This is a genomic window from Pseudoalteromonas sp. MMG005, from assembly GCF_018101015.1.
Classification (GTDB): domain Bacteria; phylum Pseudomonadota; class Gammaproteobacteria; order Enterobacterales; family Alteromonadaceae; genus Pseudoalteromonas; species Pseudoalteromonas aurantia.
Genome location: NZ_JAGJEK010000001.1, coordinates 42,616 through 63,747, shown reverse-complemented (window position 1 = coordinate 63,747; position 21,132 = coordinate 42,616). Strand labels below are relative to the sequence as shown.

The following is a 21,132-nucleotide window of genomic DNA, read 5'->3' as shown; positions in this document are numbered from 1 at the left end:
CTGAAAATTGTTTATAAAGGAATGAAATATGGCGGCACAAGTACAGGATGTTGTGGAATTTAGTCATAAACAAATGCCGTTTAGTCATTTACCTCATGGTGCAACATCCTATTTTGCTCGTCATTTGCAAGTTGTATATTTAACCCGAGAAAATCAAATGCAATGGCTACAGACTGGGGAGGTCAATTTATATTTAGTCCGTTCTGGTGTGTTTGATTTGGTCTCTATACACGGTGATACCATTACACGCTTAACTGAAGGTGATTATTTTGGTTTTCCTTCATTATTAACTGGCGATAAAATACAAAGCCATTTACAGGTTGTTACTGCGGGTTTACTTTATGTATTAGATCAGCAAAGTTTTGACTATTTACGCAGAGAGTATAGGGGATTTGAACAACATTTTGTGAGAGCTCATGCCAACCGGTTGCTCAGTTCTCAATATAAAACACGTGACCAAAGCTGGTCTGAGCGTAAAATCAGTGAACTCATGTCATCGAATATTATTACCGCTAGTGCTCAAGTGAGTATCACAGAAGCAGCCATGAAAATGCGTCACTATGGGGTATCATCGTTAGTTATTACTGATGAAAATACGTTACTTGGGATTGTAACGGATCGAGATTTACGTAATCGTGTTTTAGCTTCAGACATTGCGCCGAGCACGTCAATCCAATCGGTCATGACTAAAAACCCAAAATCTATTTTCGAGAATAACCGAGCATTTTCAGCCTTACATTTAATGCTTAAACATAATATTCATCACCTCCCAGTACTAGATGAAGCGTATAAGCCGTTAGGTGTTATCACCAGTACAGATCTATTGCGTCAACAAAAGAGTGATCCAGTACAACTTATTGGGAAAATTTACAAAGCAAGCAGTGTGGCGGAAGTGAAGCGTTATTCAAGTGACATTCCGGAGTTACTAAAGCAGTTTTCAAACAATATTGAAGATATTTCGGTTATTGGAAAATTGTTGAGCGGATTAACCGATGCATTAACCGCTCGATTAGTGCATTTGTATCAATTAGAACACGGCCAAGCGCCTTGCGCGTTTAGCTGGATTTGCTTTGGCTCACAAGCTAGAGAGGAGCAAACACTGCACTCAGATCAAGACAATGGTATCTTGTTGGATGCAAACATCACAGCGAAACAGCGAGTGTACTTTGCACATTTGGGGGCAACGGTATGCGAGCAGTTAGTTGAGTGCGGGATCAAACGTTGTCCCGGCAATATAATGGCCAGCAATGAAGCCTGTAGAGGCACTGTTACACAATGGCAAAGCCGGTTTGTTACTTGGATTAAGGAGCCGACTCCTAAAGCGATGCTTAATTGTAAAATCTATTTTGATCTACGCCTGATTGATGGATCAAAGTCGCTTTATCAAGATTTATGCGCTGCATTAGATATGATCCGTAGAGATGAGTTGTTTTTTGCAGCTATGGCTACAGACATTAATACGAATTCAGTCCCTATTGGGTTATTTCACCAATTTAAACTAGAAAAAGGGAACACTCAACATAAGCATCTCGATCTAAAGCGACGTGGCATTGTGATCATTAATGATCTTGTCCGCCTTTATGCGTTAAATGTTGGCATTTATAAAGCAAACACGTTGGAGCGATTGGATGCTTTATTAAAATTTGACGTATTGAGTAGTAACGATGTGTATGACCTGAAAGACTGTTGGCGTTACCTGACACAACTTCGCTTGAAAACTCAGATAAAACGGGAAGGGCTGCCGAGTAATTGCATTGATCCAAAGACTTTAACGTCATTGGAGAAGCATCAGTTAAAAGAAGCTTTTCACTTAGTGCGACATGCACAGCAAGCGAGTGCATTCAAATTTGCTAGGGCGAGCTTGTGATGGGGCTGTATCCCTGGTTGCTGAGGTACTTGAGAGAGTATAAGTTAAAGCAGAGTTATTTTGATCAGCAAAAATACGTAATTATTGATTTAGAATTAACGGGGTTAATCCCTGGTGAGCATGAAATTGTTTCAGCTGCATGGTTAAATATGCGTGCCTCTAAAATTGATTTATGCACGGCAGGTTATATGTTGAACAAAGAAGTGCAAGATTTGTCGCAGAGTACGATTTACCATGGTATTGATGATGACGCTTTGCTGGAAGGGAGCAGTTTAAGAGGACTTATAGCGTCTTTGGCGACAGCAATTAATGGTCACGTATTAGTGTGTCATAATGCTGTACTTGATTGGGGGTTCATTCAACGAGTCGCATCAGTGTATCAATATCGAATTACGCCTAAAGCGATTATTGATACGATGAAGATAGAAAAGCGGCGTTTGTTAGCACAAGGAAGACCATTAACTCAGGATAGTTTGACATTATCTGCATGTCGTGCCCGTTATGGCCTGCCCGAATATAAACAACACGATGCATTATGTGATGCATTGGCAACTGCAGAACTACTGTTAGCTCAATATTCGGCTATCAGCATGGGTCGCCGAGAAAAACTGAGTATAATTATTTAAAAATATTGCCATTTCCCTTAGACATTTTTCCTTGGTCGATTACAATAGCGCCATCTCAAAAGGGAACATCCCTATCATCTATGCTAAAGGCTGGATTTTCAATTCAATGGCAATCAAACTGGCTATAAATGGTTTTGGTCGTATAGGACGTAATATTGTACGCGCCCTGTATGAATCTGCTCGTCAACACGAGATCCAAATCGTTGCGATAAATGAGCTGGCGGATCCCAAAGGGGTTGCGCACCTACTTAAATACGACACGTCGCATGGTCGCTTTGCCTTTGAGGTGGAATATGAGGCCCCATATTTGAACGTTGCTGGAGATCATATTCAGTTGTTTTCAGAGCCAGACCCTGGAAATTTGCCTTGGCAAGCATTAGATGTTGACGTGGTATTGGAATGCACTGGTGTATTTCATTCACGACAAGATGCAAACGTTCATTTAAAAGCGGGTGCAAAGAAAGTACTTTTTTCTCAACCAGCAGATGCCGATGTTGATGCGACCATTGTTTATGGCATTAATGATGATGAGTTATTAGAAACAGACAATATTGTTTCGAATGGCTCATGCACAACCAATTGTATTGTACCCGTGATAAAAGTGTTAGATGATGCTTTTAGTATCGAGTCAGGCGCAATAACAACGATTCATGCATCAATGCATGACCAACAAGTGATTGATGCCTATCATAGCGATTTACGACGGACACGAGCTGCGAGTCAATCAATTATTCCCGTTGATACAAAACTCGCGCGGGGTATTGAGCGTATACTTCCTAAATTTCATGGACGTTTTGAAGCAATTGCGGTGCGTGTTCCGACGATAAATGTAACCGCAATGGATTTAAGTGTGACGTTAAACCAAGATGTGGAGTTATCTTCCATTAATCAAGTGCTAGAAACCGCATCCAGTGGCCGCCTTGATGGAATTTTAAGCTACACCGAGGAACCATTGGTCTCAGTAGATTTTAATCATGATCCGCATTCTTGTATTATTGATGGCACACAAACACGTGTTAGTCATAAACGACTCGTAAAATTATTAGTGTGGTGTGATAACGAGTGGGGGTTTGCTAACCGTATGCTCGACACTGCTGTAGCCATGATGGTTGCCAAATAAAGAGTTCATATTCATAAGTATCGTTTAGTAAGGAGATGTTAATGTCAGTCATTAAAATGACGGATTTAGATTTAAGCGGCAAGCGCGTTTTAATTCGTGAAGATTTAAATGTGCCTGTTAAAGGAGGTAAAGTGACCTCTGATGCACGGATCCGCGCATCTTTACCCACTATAAAATTAGCGTTACAGCAAGGCGCTAAAGTAATGGTTATGTCTCATTTAGGGCGTCCAACTGAAGGTGAGTATGATGAGCAATATTCATTACAACCAGTTGTTGATTATCTAAACGATGCACTTGAGCAACCAGTGCGTTTAGAGAAAGATTATTTAAACGGCGTCGAAGTAAGTGAAAACGAAGTTGTTGTATTTGAAAATGTTCGTTTTAATGTTGGCGAGAAAAAAGACGATGAAACGCTTGCCAAGCAATTAGCAGCATTGTGTGATGTGTATGTTATGGATGCGTTTGGTACAGCACATCGTGCTCAAGCATCAACACATGGCGTAGGCTTATTTGCCGAAACAGCATGTGCAGGCCCGCTTTTAGCCAATGAACTAGAAGCGTTAGGAAAAGCACTTGATAACCCAGCGCGTCCTTTAGTTGCCATTGTAGGTGGCTCTAAAGTCTCTACAAAATTAACTGTGCTAGATTCGCTTTCTACGGTCGTTGACCAGCTGGTCGCTGGTGGTGGAATTGCAAATACGTTTATCGCAGCTGCTGGAAACCCGGTGGGTAAATCCTTGTATGAAGCTGATTTAATTGCTGAGGCTAATAAGCTTACTGCAGCTGCAAAGTTGAACAATGGTGAGATCCCAGTACCAACTGATGTTGTCGTTGGCAGCGAATTTTCTGAGTCAGCAGTTGCAACAATAAAAGATGTTGCTGATGTGACTGAGGAAGACATGATATTCGATATTGGTCCAGATACAGCGAACACGTTAGCAAAAATTATAGAAAAAGCGGGTACAGTGGTTTGGAATGGCCCTGTTGGCGTATTTGAATTTGATCAATTTGGAAATGGCACAGAGGCAATTGCAAATGCCATCGCAAAGTCTAATGCATTTTCAATAGCCGGTGGTGGAGACACACTGGCAGCCATTGATAAATATGGTGTAGCAGATAATATCTCTTATATCTCAACTGGTGGTGGTGCCTTTTTAGAGTTTTTAGAAGGGAAAAAATTACCAGCAGTAGCTATGCTTGAGAAAAGGGCAAACGCTTAATATGAATTTTGGCCAGCGATTGCTGGCCTAATTATTTACTAAATGTCGCTCTCACATTTGATATTTGGTACTTAAATATTGTCTGAAACAGACAATGTGATGTAAATCACACACAAATTATCCCGTTCAAACTAGATGATAATGACTGTCATCGACTATTGGAGAAAGCAATATGGCTTTAATCAGTATGCGTCAATTACTTGATCATGCAGCAGAGTATGGTTATGGCGTTCCTGCCTTCAACGTAAACAACCAAGAGCAAATGCGCGCCATTATGGAAGCAGCAGACAAGACAAATAGTCCTGTTATTGTTCAAGGTTCAGCTGGTGCACGCGCTTATGCTGGTGCACCATTTATTCGTCATATGATCCTTGCGGCCGTTGAAGAGTGGCCTCACATTCCAGTAGTAATGCATCAGGATCATGGGACATCACCTGGAATTTGTCAGCGCTCAATTCAACTTGGTTTTTCATCTGTGATGATGGATGGCTCTTTGCTTGAGGATGGTAAAACGCCTTCAAGTTACGAGTATAATGTAGATGTTACGCGTCGCACAGTTGATATGGCACACGCATGTGGTGTTTCGGTGGAAGGTGAACTAGGCGTGCTTGGTTCATTGGAGACCGGTGAAGCTGGTGAAGAAGATGGTATTGGTGCAGTTGGCAAGTTAAGCTTAGATCAGTTACTAACAGATCCTGAGGAAGCAGCTGATTTTGTAAGTAAAACAGGGGTTGATGCGCTTGCAATTGCTTGTGGTACATCTCATGGCGCTTATAAGTTTACACGTCCGCCGACAGGGGACATTTTAGCGATTAACAGAATCAAAGATATCCATTCACGGATCCCTAATACACACCTTGTAATGCATGGTTCTTCTTCAGTTCCCCAAGATTGGTTAGCCGTGATCAATGAGCATGGTGGCCAAATTCCTGAAACGTATGGTGTGCCAGTAGAGCAGATCATCGAAGGGATTAAGCACGGTGTGCGTAAAGTGAATATTGATACCGATTTACGTTTAGCTTCAACGGGGGCAATTCGCCGTCATTTAGCAGAGAATCCTGCTAACTTTGACCCACGTAAATACTTAGCTGAAGCAACGAAAGCAATGACCGCAATTTGTGTTGACCGCTATGAAGCATTTGGTACAGCAGGAAATGCAGCTAAGATCAAACCAATTTCATTAGACGATATGCACTTGAAGTACTTATCGGGTGAACTTGATCAACAGATCAAATAATAACTAACACACCTGATTAAATTAAAGCTCCGAATACGGGGCTTTTTTTTGGATCATTATTTTATTAACTTTCTTTATTCACAGGTAAACTCATAATGTATTGATAAAAAACAGTAATAACTTATTCTCAGGGCCCCAATTAGAGCAAGTTGATGTTAAGATCATGTTGGGATCACGATTGTACTAACGATATCCAATGTAGATCAAGATTGTACTAATTGATCACGGCTTAATGCCTATTTCACTTGGTTTACGCCGTGTTAGTCATTATGTTTATACTGTTTGATCTAACTAAAGTGGCGTAAAGCTAGTAAAAAACTGATCCCAAACAGGATCGCGTTAGTAAGATTTTGATCCTGATAAGTTGGGTTGATATAAATTTGATCTGTTCCTAATCACTGACTTGATCTATTTAGAATTACAGCTAGTTTTTAACTTAGACGATAATTATATGAGCATCGTATGGACTCGGTGTTTTCCTCTTACAATTATGAGGCTGCGCTAATATGAAAACCAAATTATTACTCTCTCTTTTTACACTCTGCTTGCTTGTAATATCTGATGTTACGCTAGCGAATGAAGTTAAAGTCTATGGTCGAGTTCACGCCGGTTTACAGTTTAGCGATACGGGCGATGAAGATGAAACATCGATTAAAAGCTATGCATCGAGGATGGGCCTTAAGGGTAAAGCGAAGATAAATGAGGGTGTTGATGTTTTCTTTAAATATGAATTCGAAGTTAATCCAGTTGATAACGATAAAGATGGTAAAGATGGCGATAACATCACCGCCCGGTCGCAATATGTTGGGTTAAAAGGTAGCTACGGGGAAGTACTTGTTGGACGAAATGACACTCCAGTAAAAAAGTCACAAGGAAAAGTTGATTTAATGAATGACTTTGCCTCTGATATTAAGTCGCTATTTGCAGGGGAAAACCGCCTAGGGGATACGATTCAATATACCTCTCCATCACTTAACCATATGAAGTTTGTGGTTAGCTATATTGCGGAAGATAACAGTAAACAAGATGGAGAAACAGGGGTATCTATTGCGGGCGTGTACGGTGATAGTAAATTGAAAAAAACACCTGTTTACGCCAGTGTTGCTAGGGATTCAAAAGTTGCTGGACGCGACATTACACGGGTTGTATTGCAAGGAAAGCTAGGCGATGTGACATTAGGTGGCTTATACCAGCAAAGTGAAAAAGTGGATAGTGATGATTCTGTTGATAGCTTTGTTGTCAGTGCCGCGTATAAACTCCCGAATAGTTATAAATTATTAGCTCAATATCAAGACACCGATGGTGCTGAAGGTAAATTGAAAGATTCTGGAAACTCGACGTCGTTAGGTGTTGAGAAAAAGCTATCTAAACAAGCGCGTATGTATTTATGGTATTCCAAATTTGATCTTGATAACTCAGCAGATCAAGATCACATGGCGTTAACATTACGTTATGATTTTTAAAAAAACTTCCTAAAAAATGACATGATATAGTCATAATACCTTGTTAAAAAAATCGTTTAGCGCAAATAGTTAAGCGATTTTTTAGCAGGTTTTGTAGATCCACGTTACACTTTCATAAAACTGTCACACTTAGTCATAATAATGAAAACATCTTCGGTAATGAAAGAGAATATTGGGAATGTCACGTAAAGTACTTGTAGTTGATGATGAAGCACCTATCAGGGAGATGCTGGTATTTGTGCTGGAACAAAATGGGTTTCAAGCGATTGAAGCAGAAGATTACGATTCAGCAATTACGGCGATGGTCGAACCATACCCAGATATGGTGCTGTTGGATTGGATGTTACCCGGTGGTAGTGGGATTCAAATCGCGAAAAAGTTTAAGCAAAGTGAATATACGCGTCAGATACCAATTATTATGCTAACTGCGCGTGGTGAAGAAGAAGACAAAGTAAAAGGCTTAGAGGTTGGCGCTGATGATTACGTCACGAAACCTTTTTCTCCAAAAGAATTGATGGCGAGGATCAAAGCAGTGATCCGTAGAGTATCGCCGACTTCTTTAGAGGAGGCCATCGAAGTTCATGGTCTGCGCCTTGATCCTATATCACACCGTGTAACGTCGGCTGGCAGTGAGTTAGATATGGGACCGACCGAGTTTCGTTTGTTACACTTCTTTATGACACACCCAGAGCGAGTATATAGCCGAGAGCAATTACTTGATCATGTCTGGGGTACTAATGTCTATGTTGAAGATCGTACTGTTGATGTACATATCCGTCGTCTACGTAAAGCGATAGCACCTCTGGGTCATGATAGATTAGTACAAACTGTGCGCGGTGCCGGCTATCGGTTTTCAAGTAAACTGTAGCGGCATGATGAATTATATTTAGGGTCCATCGTATATGTACCGAGTGATTAATAAACAGGCGTTGTTTAAGCGCCTGTTTTTGTATTTTTTACCACTAACTTTGATCGGTATTTTGATTGGTGCACCTTTTATTTTATTGTTTATAGGTGCATTGTCTTTACTGCTTTGGCATTATCACCAGCTATATAGATTAAGTGATTGGTTGCTTAACCAACGAAGCTTTAACCCTCCTGAAGGTGAAGGGGCATGGGAACAAATATTTGAAGGAATATATCATTTACAACATCGAAACCGCAAAAAGCGCAATGAGTTAGCAGAATTGATACGCCGCTTCCGCGAAGGTGCAGAGGCGGTACCCGATGCGGTTGTAGTATTACAACAAGATCTCAGTATTGTGTGGTGTAATCAACTTGCTTTAAAAGTGCTTGGGTTGCAGTGGCCAACAGATCACGGTCAGCGATTAGATAATTTGATCAGGGATCCTAAGTTTGTTAAATACATGCAACTGCATCACTTTGATGAGCCGTTAGAGCTAGACTCAAGCCATGCAAATGATCAGGTACTCGAATTTCGTGTTATGCCATATGCTGAACAGTTGATGATGGTTGTCCGGGATATCACGCGTTTAAAGCAACTAGAACAAATGCGTAAAGACTTTGTGGCAAATGTTTCACATGAACTGAGAACACCATTGACGGTTGTTACGGGTTATTTAGAAATGATGGATGCTGATAATATGCCACCGCCTATGATGTGGGAGAAAGCGCATACAACCATGATTGAACAATGCAAACGCATGGATAGCCTAGTAAATCAATTATTATCATTATCACGTATTGAAGGTGCAAGGCGACATGAGAAAGACAGGCCCGTTAATGTACCTGCTATGCTTGCCTTAATTCAAACTGAAGCATTATCTGTTAACCAAGACAAGCAGCACGAAGTTGTATTTGATGTAGATCCACTTTTAGATATTTTAGGGTCTGCTGATGAATTACGCAGTGCATTCTCTAATCTGGTGTTTAATGCGATTCATTATACAAAACCACATGGCAAAGTCGTTGTCTCTTGGCAGTACAATGATAAATCAGCTTGTTTTTCAGTGAAAGATAATGGTGATGGTATTGCCCCTGAGCATATTCATAGATTGACGGAGCGTTTTTATCGTGTTGATAAAGCACGTAGCCGTAAGACGGGTGGCTCTGGGTTGGGGTTAGCAATCACTAAACATGTGCTAACAAGGCATGATTCTAGTTTAGAGATCCAAAGCACGTTGGGAGAAGGATCATGTTTTTCTTTTTCCTTCACGCAAGATAAAGTAAAAATTATGACAGATGGTGAAAGTCATGAAACTGTCACTTTAGAGTAATTTTATTGTCATTAAGTCGCGGCAGAATAAATCGCGTTATTTAATGGGAAGAACAATTGGAGCAACCCAAATGAAATTCAAAAGTTTAGTCGCCGCTATGGGCGTAGCTGTAACAACACTTGTCGCAACACAGGCGTCAGCGTTAGATAAAAACCTAGTTGAGTATAATAAAACGAGTGGTATTTCAGGTAATTTTTCTTCAGTTGGTTCTGATACCCTTGCCAATATGATGACCTTCTGGGCTGAAGAGTACAAACGTATTTACCCTAATGTGAATATTCAAATTCAGGCAGCTGGCTCTTCAACAGCGCCTCCAGCATTAACAGAGGCAACTTCTAACTTTGGCCCAATGAGCCGAAAAATGAAGTCAAAAGAAATTGAAGCCTTTGAGAAACGTTATGGATATAAACCAACAGAAGTCCGTGTAGCTATTGATGCACTTGCCGTTTTTGTACATAAAGATAATCCGATTGAAGGCTTACGCATTGATCAAGTTGACGCTATTTTTTCATCAACACGTAAGTGTGGTGCTACAGACGAAGTTAAGCGTTGGAGTGACGTAGGTTTAGCTGGAGATTGGGCTGCCAAAGATGTTCAACTTTATGGACGTAATTCGGTATCAGGTACATACGGTTACTTTAAGAAAAAAGCTCTGTGTAAAGGCGACTTCCGTAATAACGTGAATGAACAGCCTGGTTCGGCATCTGTTGTACAGTCAATTTCATCATCTGTGAATGCTATTGGTTACTCGGGTATTGGTTATAAAACGTCAGGTGTACGTACTGTACCATTAGCTAAAAAAGGTAATAACTTTGTTGATGCTACATTAGAAAATGTTGCTAAAGGGAAGTACCCATTATCTCGATTTTTATATGTTTATGTAAATAAGCACCCGAATAAAGCATTGTCACCTATTGAAGCTGAATTTCTAAAAATGGTTTTATCAAAAGATGGACAAAAAATTGTTGAGAAAGATGGTTATGTACCACTTTCAAGCAAAATGGCGACCGTTGAACTGAAAAAACTTGGTTTACTGTAGGAATAACAGATAAAAAACCGCTCATTTGAGCGGTTTTTTTGTAAAATTAACTTATTGGTACTGCCGAGTTTTACTCTTCGTCAGTTGCTGGGCTTGAACTTTGCACTGGTTAAAAGTTTCAATACATTCATTATTACATATTTGATGTGACATTGTTTCTGGTGTATTACTGTTCACACAGCTTGTTTCACATTGATAATTTTGTTGAGCACATTGATTCAATTCTGCTGAATTGTTACTTTGGCATGCACTTAATAGTAATATTGCGCAGAGTGACAGTACAGTTTTCATCTTACTTCCTTCTAGATAGAGACTTGTAAGTTATCTATTAAGCGTACTGATCCTAAAAAGGCAGCCGCTAAGATCACCAAGTGATCATCTCCAAGTGTAGCAGGATTTAGTGTATCTTTATTTGCGATAGCAAAGTAATCAGCTTTTAAACCTTTTTGTTCTAGTGACACTTTTGCATCGGCTTCTAATTGAGCAAAGTTGTGGTTACCCGCTTTAAGTTGAGTCGAGATCTCTAGTAGGGATTGATAAAGCGCTTTCGCTGTTTCCTTCTCAGTCTCGCTTAAATAGCCATTACGAGAACTCATTGCCAAACCTGAGAACTCTCGCTGTGTTGCAACACCGACAACTTCAATTGGCATCGAAAGGTCGCGTACCATGGTTTTGATGACTTGCAGTTGCTGATAATCTTTTTCACCGAAACATGCGAAATCGGGTTGTACCATGTTAAATAATTTCGTCACGATGGTTGCAACGCCTTTAAAATGGCCAGGCCTTTTACCACCGCAATAACCCAGTGATATACCAGGCACATCGACATAGCTCTGAGCACTTAAGCCATTAGGGTATATAGATGCAACAGAAGGTGTAAAAACAATATCAGTGCCAAGCTCTGCTAGCCCTTTTTTATCTTCGTCTAGGGTGCGAGGGTAATTATCTAAATCTTCATTTTCACCAAACTGCATAGGATTGACAAATATACTGACAACAACTTTATCTGCGAGTGTTTTGGCTTTTTCAACAAGTGAAAAGTGTCCTAAATGCAAATTCCCCATTGTTGGTACAAATGCAATGCTCAGCCCTTGCTGTCGCCACGCTTTAATTTGGCTACGTAATGATTTAATTTCTGAGGTTGATTGCATTAACTAAACTCATGTTCGCTAGTTGGAAAGGTGCCCGATTTAACGTCGGCGCAGTATTGTTTAACTGCTTCTGGCATGTTGCCCGTTTCAGCTAAATAGTTTTTGGAAAACTTAGGAATATAACCCGCAGAAATCCCAACAAGATCATGCATTACTAATATTTGTCCATCGGTATCTTTACCTGCCCCAATGCCAATGACTGGAATATTAACGGCTTCAGAAATACGTTTGGCAAGTGCTGAAGGAATACACTCAATGACGAGTAGCTGTGCACCAGCTTGTTCTAAGGCTTGTGCGTCAGCAACCATTTTATCAGCCTGTGCTTGTTCTCGACCTTGTATTTTAAAACCTCCAAACACATGGACTGATTGTGGTGTAAGGCCTAAATGGCCGCATACAGGAATGCCTTGTTGGGTGAGAGTTTGAATAGTTTCATATAACCATTCGCCACCCTCTAACTTCACCATATTGGCACCAGCACGCATTAATTTAGCAGCATTATCACAGCTTTGTTGTGGATTTGCATAGCTCATAAATGGCATGTCTGCGACCACAAATAGTTCTTTACTTCCAGCGCGCACACAACGGGTATGGTAAGCAATTTCATCGGTGGTCACTGCTAACGTATCATCAGCGCCTTGTAATACCATACCAAGTGAGTCGCCAACCAACACAATGTCCACGCCATTGTCATAAAATAATTTTGCGAAGCTTGCATCATAGGCGGTTAACGCCGTAATTTTGTTCTGCGCATGTTTCATCTTCGCCAACGTTGACACTGTTACTTTAGCCATGTCCATTCCCCTTGATATACAGTAATCATTTCATTAATTAAGTGCTATTAAGTTATTTAATGCAACGTGTTCACTGACGTCCTGTAGTTTTCGACCATCAGGTAAAACGAGGTATGGTTCGATCTCGAGTAAGGGGTAGACCACAAACTCTCTCTCACATAACCCATAATGTGGGATGACTAATCTTTGAGAATCAATCACCTCATTGCCAAATAACAAAATATCTAAATCTAAAGTGCGCGCACCCCAACGTTCATTTTTACGCTGCCTGCCTTGTTCTAACTCGATTGACTGTAAAACATCTAAAAATGGCTCAGGGGCCAGCGACGTTGTCAATTTAGCCACTGCATTCACGTAATCAGGTTGATCTTGAGGCCCCATTGGCTTTGAAGCATAAAATTTAGAGACAGCCAGCAGCTCGCAGGTCGTTACTTTTTTAAGAGTTGCTATTGCACTGTGAAGCTGTGCGCTAGGGTTATCTAGGTTAGCGCCTAACCCTATATAGACAGTTCTCATCACTCACTAGGCTTCTTTTTAGGCTTTCGGCGAAAGCGACGTCGAGGCTTGTTTGACTCACTAGGGCCTAATGAACGTACCATTTCTTTCTGACCGTTTATATCTTGTTGTAAATAGTTTGTCCACCACTCAGCTAATTCAGCTTGTTCTTGCTCTCCACTTTCAACTCGAAGTAACAAGAAATCGAAAGCAGCTTTGAAACGAGGCTGTTGACTGATCCGGTATGCGCGTTGCCCACCACGTTTATCTAAGCGTAATTGAATATGCCAAATATCTCTTGCACCGAGTGTAAATCGCTTAGGTACTGCTACACTTTGTGCGTTTTCACTCAAGACATGATTCATAGCTTGTGCGTAGGCATCAAAAATAGGCATGTTTTCTTGTTGTAGCTGTTCACTGCGTTTTAATAGTGGAAACCACAATAAAGCGGCGTAAACAAACGCTGGCGTAACCTTTTTCTCTGCATTAATACGTTTGTCAGTGTTAGCAAACATTTGAGCAATAAAGCGCGTTTCAAAGCCTGTTTCACTATTTTCGATAATATCGTCTAAAGCAGGGAACAGCTGTTTGAATAGACCAAACTCACGTAGCATATGATAATTAGCTTCGGCCTTTCCATTTAAAAATAATTTCAATGTTTCTTCAAATAAACGAGCTGCAGGAATATGCGATAGCAAATCAGCTAGTTCAGAAATAGGAGCTTTCGTTGGTTGTGCTATTTCCATATCTAACTTGGTGGCAAATCGCACCGCTCTTAACATGCGCACGGGATCTTCACGATAACGTGTTTCAGGGTCACCGATCAGCTCTATTTTTCGATTGGCAATGGCATTCATACCATTGGCAAAGTCATGAATAGTAAAATCCTTGATAGAATAATAAAGTGCATTAATAGAAAAGTCTCGGCGCTCAGCATCTTCTTCTATCGTGCCATACACATTATCACGCAGTAATTGGCCATGCTCACTCGACTGACTGGTTTGATTTTTACTGGCACTGGCTTCGTGGTGGCCGCGCATGGTAGCAACTTCAATAATTTCACGTCCAAAAACGATATGGGCTAAGCGAAACCGGCGACCAATTAGGCGGCAATTGCGAAATAACTTTTTTATTTGTTCTGGAGTTGCATTGGTGACTACATCAAAGTCTTTGGGCTCAACACCTAACAAAATATCACGAATGCAACCACCTACTAAATAGGCATCGTAACCGCCATCTTTTAGGCGATAAAGTACTTTGATTGCATTTGGGCTAAATTGTTTGCGAGAAATACTGTGCTCACTGCGGGGAACCACTTGAGGGTCAGTACAGGTGACAAGATCTGATGAGCTTTTCTCACCATTGACTAGCTGTCTGCAAAATTTTAATAGCTTAGAAATAATAACCTGTCTCCTAAAAACTCATACCGATGCATGCTCGACTTAATACTAGGCTCACTTATTAGTGGTTAATCACTGTATTTATCAGCAATTAATACGGCGCCTAAGGTGGTTGCTTGAAACCGCTTACAGTGTAGGCAATTTTGCAAGGCTCGCTATGATATACCAGCAACGTGAAAAAATTAAGTTACAGGTGATAAATAATCGTAGATCAGGCGTATTCTATAAATTGACGTTCAGAAACAGCAGGAATCGCGCTTAAGCTGAAGTGTGCTTGTGACCAATGTAGAATATTATCAATATTGGTATGCATGATGTCTTCAGGTGTCTCGACGCCCAAGTATTTAAGGGCTGAGCACAAAGTTGGAATTGGATTACTTTCATTAATTGCAGGCGCGTGATTTTGTTTTGACAATTTAAACCCTGGTTTAGTTACAATCACGGGAATATGGGCAAATTCAGGTGGAGTGTGGTCCAGTTGTTGAAATAAACCTAACTGTCGAGCGGTGGGTTCAAGTAAATCGGCACCACGAACAATATGAGAAATACCTTGATCTATATCGTCGAGTACAACAACGAGTTGATATGCATAAAGGCCATCACGGCGTTTAACGATATAGTCTTCGTGAGCTATTTGCTCAGACGTATAGACTTTACCCTGTACCATGTCGTTGTATTGTAATATGGGGTGATGTTGTTTAATTCTCAGTGCATTGTTTGTCGGAGGGTGATTAGCGTGACGACAATGCCCTGTATATAAACCGCCTTGTAATTTAATTTCTTTGCGTGTGCATGTGCAGGCGTAAATTAAATTTTGTTGTTGGAGTGTGTTTAACGCATCGTTGTAGTAGTCATGCCGACGGCTTTGGTAAACGACTTCTCCATCCCAATGTAAGCCAAAAGCATCGAGCGTGCGTAAAATATCACTATCAGCGCCCTTAAGCATTCTTGGGGTATCTATATCTTCCATACGGACTAACCACTGACCATCGTGTACTTTAGCTGCTAAATAACTTGCGAGTGCAGCTACAAGTGAACCAAAATGCAGTGATCCTGATGGCGAAGGAGCAAACCGGCCACGATAGCTCCCTTGGATGGGTAATGCTGGGGTTAGCATAAATGGCAGAGTTTAACCTCTGCCGTTTTGTTTTTCTTTAATCTCGGCCAGTGTTTTACAGTCGACACATAAGTCAGCTGTTGGGCGGGCTTCTAAACGACGGATCCCAATTTCAATACCACAAGACTCACAGAAGCCAAAGTCATCATCTTCAATCAGTTGCAGTGTTTTCTCAATTTTCTTAATCAGTTTACGCTCACGGTCACGTGTACGTAACTCTAAAGAAAACTCTTCCTCTTGCGCTGCACGGTCTACAGGATCTGGAAAGTTTGCTGCTTCATCTTGCATATGCGTTTTTGTACGATCAACTTCATTACGTAGATCTTTACGCCATGCATCTAATATTGCTTTAAAATGCGTACGTTGTACGTCATTCATGTATTCTTCGCCTGGTTTTTCCTGATATGGTTGTAAACCGGCTTGAGCCAACAACCCTAGTTTCTTTTGGTCTGGCATAGCATTCTCCTAAATCCTTAACACAACACCCCAGCTAACGCCGGCGGCTATAAATAGCAGAATCTCACACCCTTAGCAAATACTTTGTCTCAAAAGTTAACAATTGAGTGGGTAAGAATCAGTCATAGAGGTTAAATTCTAATGAGCAGCGATATGGGGGCTGGTTTTTAAAACTCAAGCCATTAATATCGGTACACGTTGTTTTATTTTTATCTCATCAAGGCTGATTATGGTGTTATAAGCATAAATTTCAACACCAATTTCTTTTGCTTTAACAAGCAGTTTAGCATATTCGGGATCGATATGTGCTGCTGGTTTTACTGAGTTGATACCACTGTGCATAACAATAAATAAAAGTACGGCCCGATCTCCTTGTTGTTTCATAGTCATTAACTCTCGGATATGTTTTTGCCCGCGAAGTGTTTGGGTATCTGGAAAATATCCTTGTTGTTGCTCTAAAAGAGTTACCGACTTGACCTCGACATAACAATCTTGTTTCTTATCATCGCTTAATAGGATATCGATACGGCTATTTTCGTTACCATATTTAACTTCGCTATGCGTGTGTTGATAATCGCTAAGTTCAGGTATTTTTTGGTATTTAATGGCTTCAATAGCCACTTTATTTGCATGATTGGTGTTTACACAAATCATCTGCTTAAGATGGTTGCTAGTTATTTCAAGAGAGTGGGGGTATTTTCGTTTTGTATTGTCACTCGTTGAGTAATAGGCTCGAAAACCGGGGTCAGCACACCCAGTCATTTTACCTGTATTAGCGCAATGAACTGTGAATTCAACACCATTAGTGTCAATTAAATCAACGAGAAATCGTTTATAGCGCTTAATTAATCGGGCTTGACTTAATGTACTAGAAAATTTCATATATTAATCGCAAGTCAGTTGGGTGATGTAAAGGGCTAGTGTACACTGCTCAACATTATATAAGCGCTAAGGTTAGGATAAAATGTCTGATAAATTTATTGTTCGATTAAGTGAGCAAGCTGCTGCCCCTCATTGGGGGCAAGGCACAAGCCTGTCATTCACTGAAGATGGTGCAACCATTCACTTGCAAGAAACTGAAACATTGAAAAATGTTCAAAAGGCCGCACGAAGTATTGCGCAGCAAGGCGTAAAAAATGTGACGCTTTTGGGCGATGTGTGGTGTACCGAATCTCAATGGGCGTTTTATCAAGGTTATGTTAGTCCTAAACAGTTAAGTGGCGTTACATTCATTGAAAATGCACAGTCAGATTTGAATGAATTGATTGCGTTACAGAAGTCTGCAACGTGGGCTCGCAGCATGATTAACGGCACCGCTGAAGATGTGTATCCAGAAAGCTTGGCTGGAAATGCAGCAGAGTTTATTCAATCTTTAGCGCCAGAGCATGTGAGTTATCAGATCATCAAAGGTAAAGCACTACTGGAGCAACAATGGATAGGCATCCATGAGGTTGGTCGAGGTAGTGAACGTCCCCCTGTATTGTTGGAGTTAGACTACAATCCGACAGGGGATAAAGATGCGCCGGTGAGTGCTGCATTGGTTGGTAAAGGGATCACGTTTGATTCTGGCGGTTACTCAATCAAGTCTAGCGAAGGTATGCTGGGTATGAAATGCGATATGGGTGGTGCTGCAACGGTCACGGCCGGTCTTGCTTTGGCAATCCAGCGTGGTATGAAAAAGCGTATTAAGTTGTTTTTATGTTGTGCTGAAAACTTAATTTCAGGTCACGCATATAAGCTTGGCGATATTTTGACCTATAAAAATGGCACAACGGTCGAGATTGTTAACACTGATGCTGAAGGGCGCTTAGTATTGGCTGATGGCTTGATGGCTGCGGGTGAAACGGGAGCGGAGCTTATCATTGATGCAGCAACATTGACGGGTGCAGCTTTGGTAGCGGTCGGGCAAGAATATAACGCCTTATTTGGATTAGATAAAGCGTTAGTTAATGATGTTCAACAATTTGCCAGTGATGAATTTGAAGCCGCATGGCCGTTGCCTTTAGAGCCGTGGCACAAGAATAACTGTCCTTCACCGTATGCTGATACTGCTAATAGCAGAGCACAAAAAGGTGGTGGTTTTGGTGGTGCGTCAAATGCAGCAGGCTTTTTGGCTCGGTTTGTTCCAAATGAAGGTCAAGGTTGGGTACATATTGATTTAGCTGCTGCATTTCAAAATAGTGCTGGTGGGCAATGGGCTGCTGGAGCAACGACATTGGGTATGCGCACGATAGCCAGAACATTACAAGAAAAAGCATAAATTGTATTTTAGTGAGTAAATAAAGAGTATGCCAAGCATGCTTTTTATTTACCCGCTGTGTTTTACGAGAGCAAAGCAGCCGCCAAGCGAACAAAATCTGACGAGGTTAATATCCCTATTAGCTCTTTTTGAACATTAGTTACAGGCATACACCCGTGGCGATTATCAACAAAAAATTGTGCTACTTTACTCAAATTTTCTTCAGGTCCAATACAAACAAAGTCAGTGGCCATAATGTCACTTACTAATGTATGTTTTTCTTTTCTTTCAAGTGCAGTCGGCCCATAGGTGGCAATGATCCGCATTACTTCAGCAATCATAATTTTTTGGGTTAACATACCACAGAGATAGCCTTGTTCATTAGTAACAGGAATATGTCGAACGTTTTTGGTGCGCATTAAATCGTGAGCATCACGTAAAGATTGATCTTGATTGACGCTATAGGGCTTATGTGTCATCAAATCAGAAACTGTTTGTAGCATTCGGATACCTATAATTAAACTTGGTATATTAGTTATAACTGAAGCTGGCGAAATTTGAAGAGTAAAGTGGGGAATACCTGAGCGATATCAATTAATCGGTATAAATGTTTTATTTAATCCCTCGTCGATTGTTAGGTAAGTGCGTATTTTGTTGTTGTGCTAACTGAATATATTTATGTTGGACGAGCTGGGAAACCGGCACAAGTTCAAAACCCTGCGCAATTAACTCAGGTAAAGCTTTGTTCAAAAATGAAATAGTGGTTGGGTATGGATGAGCAATCGCAATGGCTGAATCTTGACTTTGTGCAAGGAGTTTGAGCTGTGTTAACTGTGATTGTAACGCATCTTCTGTGGGGACATTGTCTAAAAAGACATGGCGTCCGATGTTTCTCACACCGTATAAATTAGCTGCATGCTGGGCTTGTGTTTGTTCTGTTGTACGACTATCTAAAAAAAATAAACCTCGTTTTTTGAGTACCTCCATCGTCCAGTTCATAGGGGTAATATATTGCGTAAGCGCTGATCCCATATGATTATTTACGCCTCTTACTTGAGGAAGTGTTGCAAGAGCATGGCCAAGTGTTGTTTGTAACTGCCATTTGTTCATCTTTAGCGTTAGGGCGCCAGGACCGAGTACCTTATTTTCGATGGATTGCATTGGCACGTGCAATAGGAGTTCTTTATTTTCTTTACTCGCTAAGCGAGCAAATAGTTGCGAGTATGGTGTATGAGGTAAGATCGAAAAAGACAACTGGCCCGGGAGGTTCAGAAGCTCAAGATCACGTTCATGATTGCCAACGTCATCAATAACGATGGCAATTTGTTTTGCATAACTAGGTGCGAGCGCTAAGCAAAAGCAAATAACCCCCCAAACAAATATCTTTAACACGGTGCCTACTATAATTATTGTTATATGTTTTAATCGTTATTTTTGTAGCAACCTTTTAGCTGTCATGATGTGCGAGTCCAGCTTTGCTAACACGGTAATTTTGTTCGTTTGTTCACCATTCATTATAACGTCTTTGCTTAAATTCGAAAGGCTTTGTGGCGTGATAATGATATCAGGTTTAATGCCAACACCTTCAATAGATTGCCCTGACGGAGTAAAGTAACGGGCGGTTGTGAGTTTTAATGCGGTGGTACCATTGCCTAAAGGAATTAAAGATTGCACAGATCCTTTGCCATAGGATTGTTTGCCAATAATTAATGCTCTACCGTTATCTTGTAATGCGCCCGCAAGTATTTCTGCTGCAGAAGCTGATTGTTCATTGATTAACACAACAATCGGGGCACCATTTAAGATATCGCCGTGCTCTGCACTGAAACGCTGGTTTGCGTCAAAGAACCGGCCTTTTGTTGTAACAATGGTGCCGGCCTGTAAAAACAAATCGGAAATAGCCACCGCACTGCTGAGTGTGCCGCCTGGGTTATCTCGTAAGTCAATAATAAGCCCTGTTAGTGGCGCGCCATTTCTGCTAATAAGTTTATTGATGTGTCGTGATACATCATGATAGCTATGGTTATTAAAACTATTTAATTCAATATAGCCATTTCCGCTTTTTAACAGTTGGCTGCTAACACTTTCTAAGTTTATTTCCTGTCTACGAAGAGCAAGCGTAAGGTTGGTTTTTGCGCGCTCTACGGTGATGTTGATGGTTGCGAACTTGGCGTCCCGAAGCAGTTTAGATACATGGGCTATGTCTTTTTTCGTCACATCCGTTTGTCCAATTGCAACCAGTTTATCTCCGCCTTCGATACCTGCTTGCGCAGCAGGCGAGCCGGGTAAAGTATTGACGATGACAATGCGCTCATCAACTCGCTCAACCTCAATTCCAATACCTGTGTAGCGACCATTGGCTGCGCTGAAAATAGCTTCAAGTTCATGTTCTGAAAGGTATTTTGAGTAAGGGTCCAAATCTTTAAATAGTGAGTTTATGTTGTTTGCTTGAATATGGCTAAGCGGAATATCTTCCACGTAATAAGTGTGGATATGGTAGACAATTTCATTGATTTGTTCATTGTCAAATTGCGTGGCTGCATTGACCGTATGTAGCTGTAGTGCAATGCAAAATAGCAGCGTCGTTATAGCCATCTGCCAGTAATTAAGTATGCAGTGTGTGCTCGCTGCGATTTGATGTGATTTTTTCATGTGCTGCTCCAATGTCTTG

At 40.9% G+C, this 21,132-nt stretch carries 21 protein-coding genes; 10 read left to right on the top strand and 11 right to left on the bottom strand.

The window, feature by feature from the left end; genetic code table 11:
• Positions 1–28 precede the first annotated feature (28 nt).
• The 9 genes from J8M01_RS00315 (at position 29) to J8M01_RS00275 (ending at position 10,809) form a co-directional block, all read left to right on the top strand.
• The gene (locus J8M01_RS00315; RefSeq protein WP_211056657.1) at positions 29–1,867 is read left to right on the top strand and encodes a DUF294 nucleotidyltransferase-like domain-containing protein; all 1,839 of its coding nucleotides are present in this window, start codon (positions 29–31) and stop codon (positions 1,865–1,867) included.
• Positions 1,867–2,493, top strand: a complete 627-nt coding sequence (locus tag J8M01_RS00310; protein WP_192508965.1) for a 3'-5' exonuclease — start codon at positions 1,867–1,869, stop codon at positions 2,491–2,493. The genes J8M01_RS00315 and J8M01_RS00310 overlap by 1 nt, the downstream gene beginning before the upstream one ends.
• A 106-nt stretch (positions 2,494–2,599) precedes the next feature.
• Positions 2,600–3,613 carry an erythrose-4-phosphate dehydrogenase gene (epd, locus tag J8M01_RS00305; RefSeq protein ID WP_192508651.1) on the top strand — a complete coding sequence of 338 codons (1,014 nt, stop codon included), beginning with the start codon at positions 2,600–2,602 and terminating at the stop codon, positions 3,611–3,613.
• 41 nt (positions 3,614–3,654) lie between these two features.
• A complete protein-coding gene (locus J8M01_RS00300; protein ID WP_192508650.1) occupies positions 3,655–4,833 on the top strand; it encodes a phosphoglycerate kinase in 1,179 nt (392 codons plus the stop codon).
• A gap of 172 nt (positions 4,834–5,005) precedes the next feature.
• Positions 5,006–6,070: a class II fructose-bisphosphate aldolase gene (gene fba, locus J8M01_RS00295; RefSeq protein WP_192508649.1), complete on the top strand. Its 1,065-nt coding sequence runs from the start codon at positions 5,006–5,008 to the stop codon at positions 6,068–6,070.
• A gap of 506 nt (positions 6,071–6,576) precedes the next feature.
• On the top strand, positions 6,577–7,533 hold the full coding sequence (locus J8M01_RS00290; protein WP_211056656.1) for a porin: 957 nt from the start codon (positions 6,577–6,579) through the stop codon (positions 7,531–7,533).
• Positions 7,534–7,711: 178 nt separating this feature from the next.
• On the top strand, positions 7,712–8,401 hold the full coding sequence (gene phoB / locus J8M01_RS00285) for a phosphate regulon transcriptional regulator PhoB (protein ID WP_010362411.1): 690 nt from the start codon (positions 7,712–7,714) through the stop codon (positions 8,399–8,401).
• A gap of 34 nt (positions 8,402–8,435) precedes the next feature.
• Positions 8,436–9,770, top strand: coding sequence for a phosphate regulon sensor histidine kinase PhoR (phoR, locus tag J8M01_RS00280; protein WP_211050411.1), 1,335 nt, complete (start codon positions 8,436–8,438; stop codon positions 9,768–9,770).
• 70 nt (positions 9,771–9,840) lie between these two features.
• Positions 9,841–10,809, top strand: coding sequence for a phosphate ABC transporter substrate-binding protein PstS family protein (locus J8M01_RS00275; RefSeq protein WP_210997252.1), 969 nt, complete (start codon positions 9,841–9,843; stop codon positions 10,807–10,809).
• 51 nt (positions 10,810–10,860) lie between these two features.
• On the opposite strand, the gene J8M01_RS00270 is transcribed toward J8M01_RS00275, so the two are convergent.
• The 8 genes from J8M01_RS00270 to sfsA form a co-directional block, all read right to left on the bottom strand.
• A complete protein-coding gene (locus J8M01_RS00270) occupies positions 10,861–11,100 on the bottom strand; it encodes a hypothetical protein (RefSeq protein WP_192508645.1) in 240 nt (79 codons plus the stop codon).
• An 11-nt stretch (positions 11,101–11,111) separates the two neighbouring features.
• Positions 11,112–11,960: a pantoate--beta-alanine ligase gene (panC, locus tag J8M01_RS00265; RefSeq protein ID WP_211050413.1), complete on the bottom strand. Its 849-nt coding sequence runs from the start codon at positions 11,958–11,960 to the stop codon at positions 11,112–11,114.
• Complete coding sequence (gene panB / locus J8M01_RS00260; protein ID WP_192508643.1) at positions 11,960–12,754, bottom strand: 3-methyl-2-oxobutanoate hydroxymethyltransferase; 795 nt, start codon at positions 12,752–12,754, stop codon at positions 11,960–11,962. The genes panC and panB overlap by 1 nt, the downstream gene beginning before the upstream one ends.
• 33 nt (positions 12,755–12,787) lie before the next feature.
• Complete coding sequence (gene folK / locus J8M01_RS00255) at positions 12,788–13,270, bottom strand: 2-amino-4-hydroxy-6-hydroxymethyldihydropteridine diphosphokinase (RefSeq protein ID WP_211050417.1); 483 nt, start codon at positions 13,268–13,270, stop codon at positions 12,788–12,790.
• Positions 13,270–14,565 carry a polynucleotide adenylyltransferase PcnB gene (gene pcnB / locus J8M01_RS00250; protein WP_211056655.1) on the bottom strand — a complete coding sequence of 432 codons (1,296 nt, stop codon included), beginning with the start codon at positions 14,563–14,565 and terminating at the stop codon, positions 13,270–13,272. The genes folK and pcnB overlap by 1 nt, the downstream gene beginning before the upstream one ends.
• Positions 14,566–14,860: 295 nt before the next feature.
• Positions 14,861–15,766: a tRNA glutamyl-Q(34) synthetase GluQRS gene (gene gluQRS / locus J8M01_RS00245; protein WP_210997247.1), complete on the bottom strand. Its 906-nt coding sequence runs from the start codon at positions 15,764–15,766 to the stop codon at positions 14,861–14,863.
• A gap of 12 nt (positions 15,767–15,778) precedes the next feature.
• A complete protein-coding gene (gene dksA / locus J8M01_RS00240) occupies positions 15,779–16,222 on the bottom strand; it encodes an RNA polymerase-binding protein DksA (protein ID WP_192508639.1) in 444 nt (147 codons plus the stop codon).
• 174 nt (positions 16,223–16,396) lie between these two features.
• A complete protein-coding gene (gene sfsA, locus J8M01_RS00235; protein WP_211056654.1) occupies positions 16,397–17,104 on the bottom strand; it encodes a DNA/RNA nuclease SfsA in 708 nt (235 codons plus the stop codon).
• An 82-nt stretch (positions 17,105–17,186) separates the two neighbouring features.
• Between sfsA and pepB the strand changes: the two genes are divergently transcribed.
• A complete protein-coding gene (gene pepB / locus J8M01_RS00230; RefSeq protein ID WP_192508637.1) occupies positions 17,187–18,482 on the top strand; it encodes an aminopeptidase PepB in 1,296 nt (431 codons plus the stop codon).
• 62 nt (positions 18,483–18,544) lie between these two features.
• Here pepB and J8M01_RS00225 read toward each other — a convergent pair whose 3' ends face one another.
• The 3 genes from J8M01_RS00225 to J8M01_RS00215 all read right to left on the bottom strand — a co-directional run bounded on the left by J8M01_RS00225 (position 18,545) and on the right by J8M01_RS00215 (position 21,113).
• The gene (locus J8M01_RS00225) at positions 18,545–18,964 is read right to left on the bottom strand and encodes a CBS domain-containing protein (protein ID WP_211056653.1); all 420 of its coding nucleotides are present in this window, start codon (positions 18,962–18,964) and stop codon (positions 18,545–18,547) included.
• A 109-nt stretch (positions 18,965–19,073) separates the two neighbouring features.
• Positions 19,074–19,844, bottom strand: coding sequence for a divergent polysaccharide deacetylase family protein (locus tag J8M01_RS00220; RefSeq protein WP_318782629.1), 771 nt, complete (start codon positions 19,842–19,844; stop codon positions 19,074–19,076).
• 45 nt (positions 19,845–19,889) lie between these two features.
• On the bottom strand, positions 19,890–21,113 hold the full coding sequence (locus tag J8M01_RS00215; RefSeq protein ID WP_247670919.1) for a S41 family peptidase: 1,224 nt from the start codon (positions 21,111–21,113) through the stop codon (positions 19,890–19,892).
• Between the last annotated feature and the right edge of the window lie 19 nt (positions 21,114–21,132).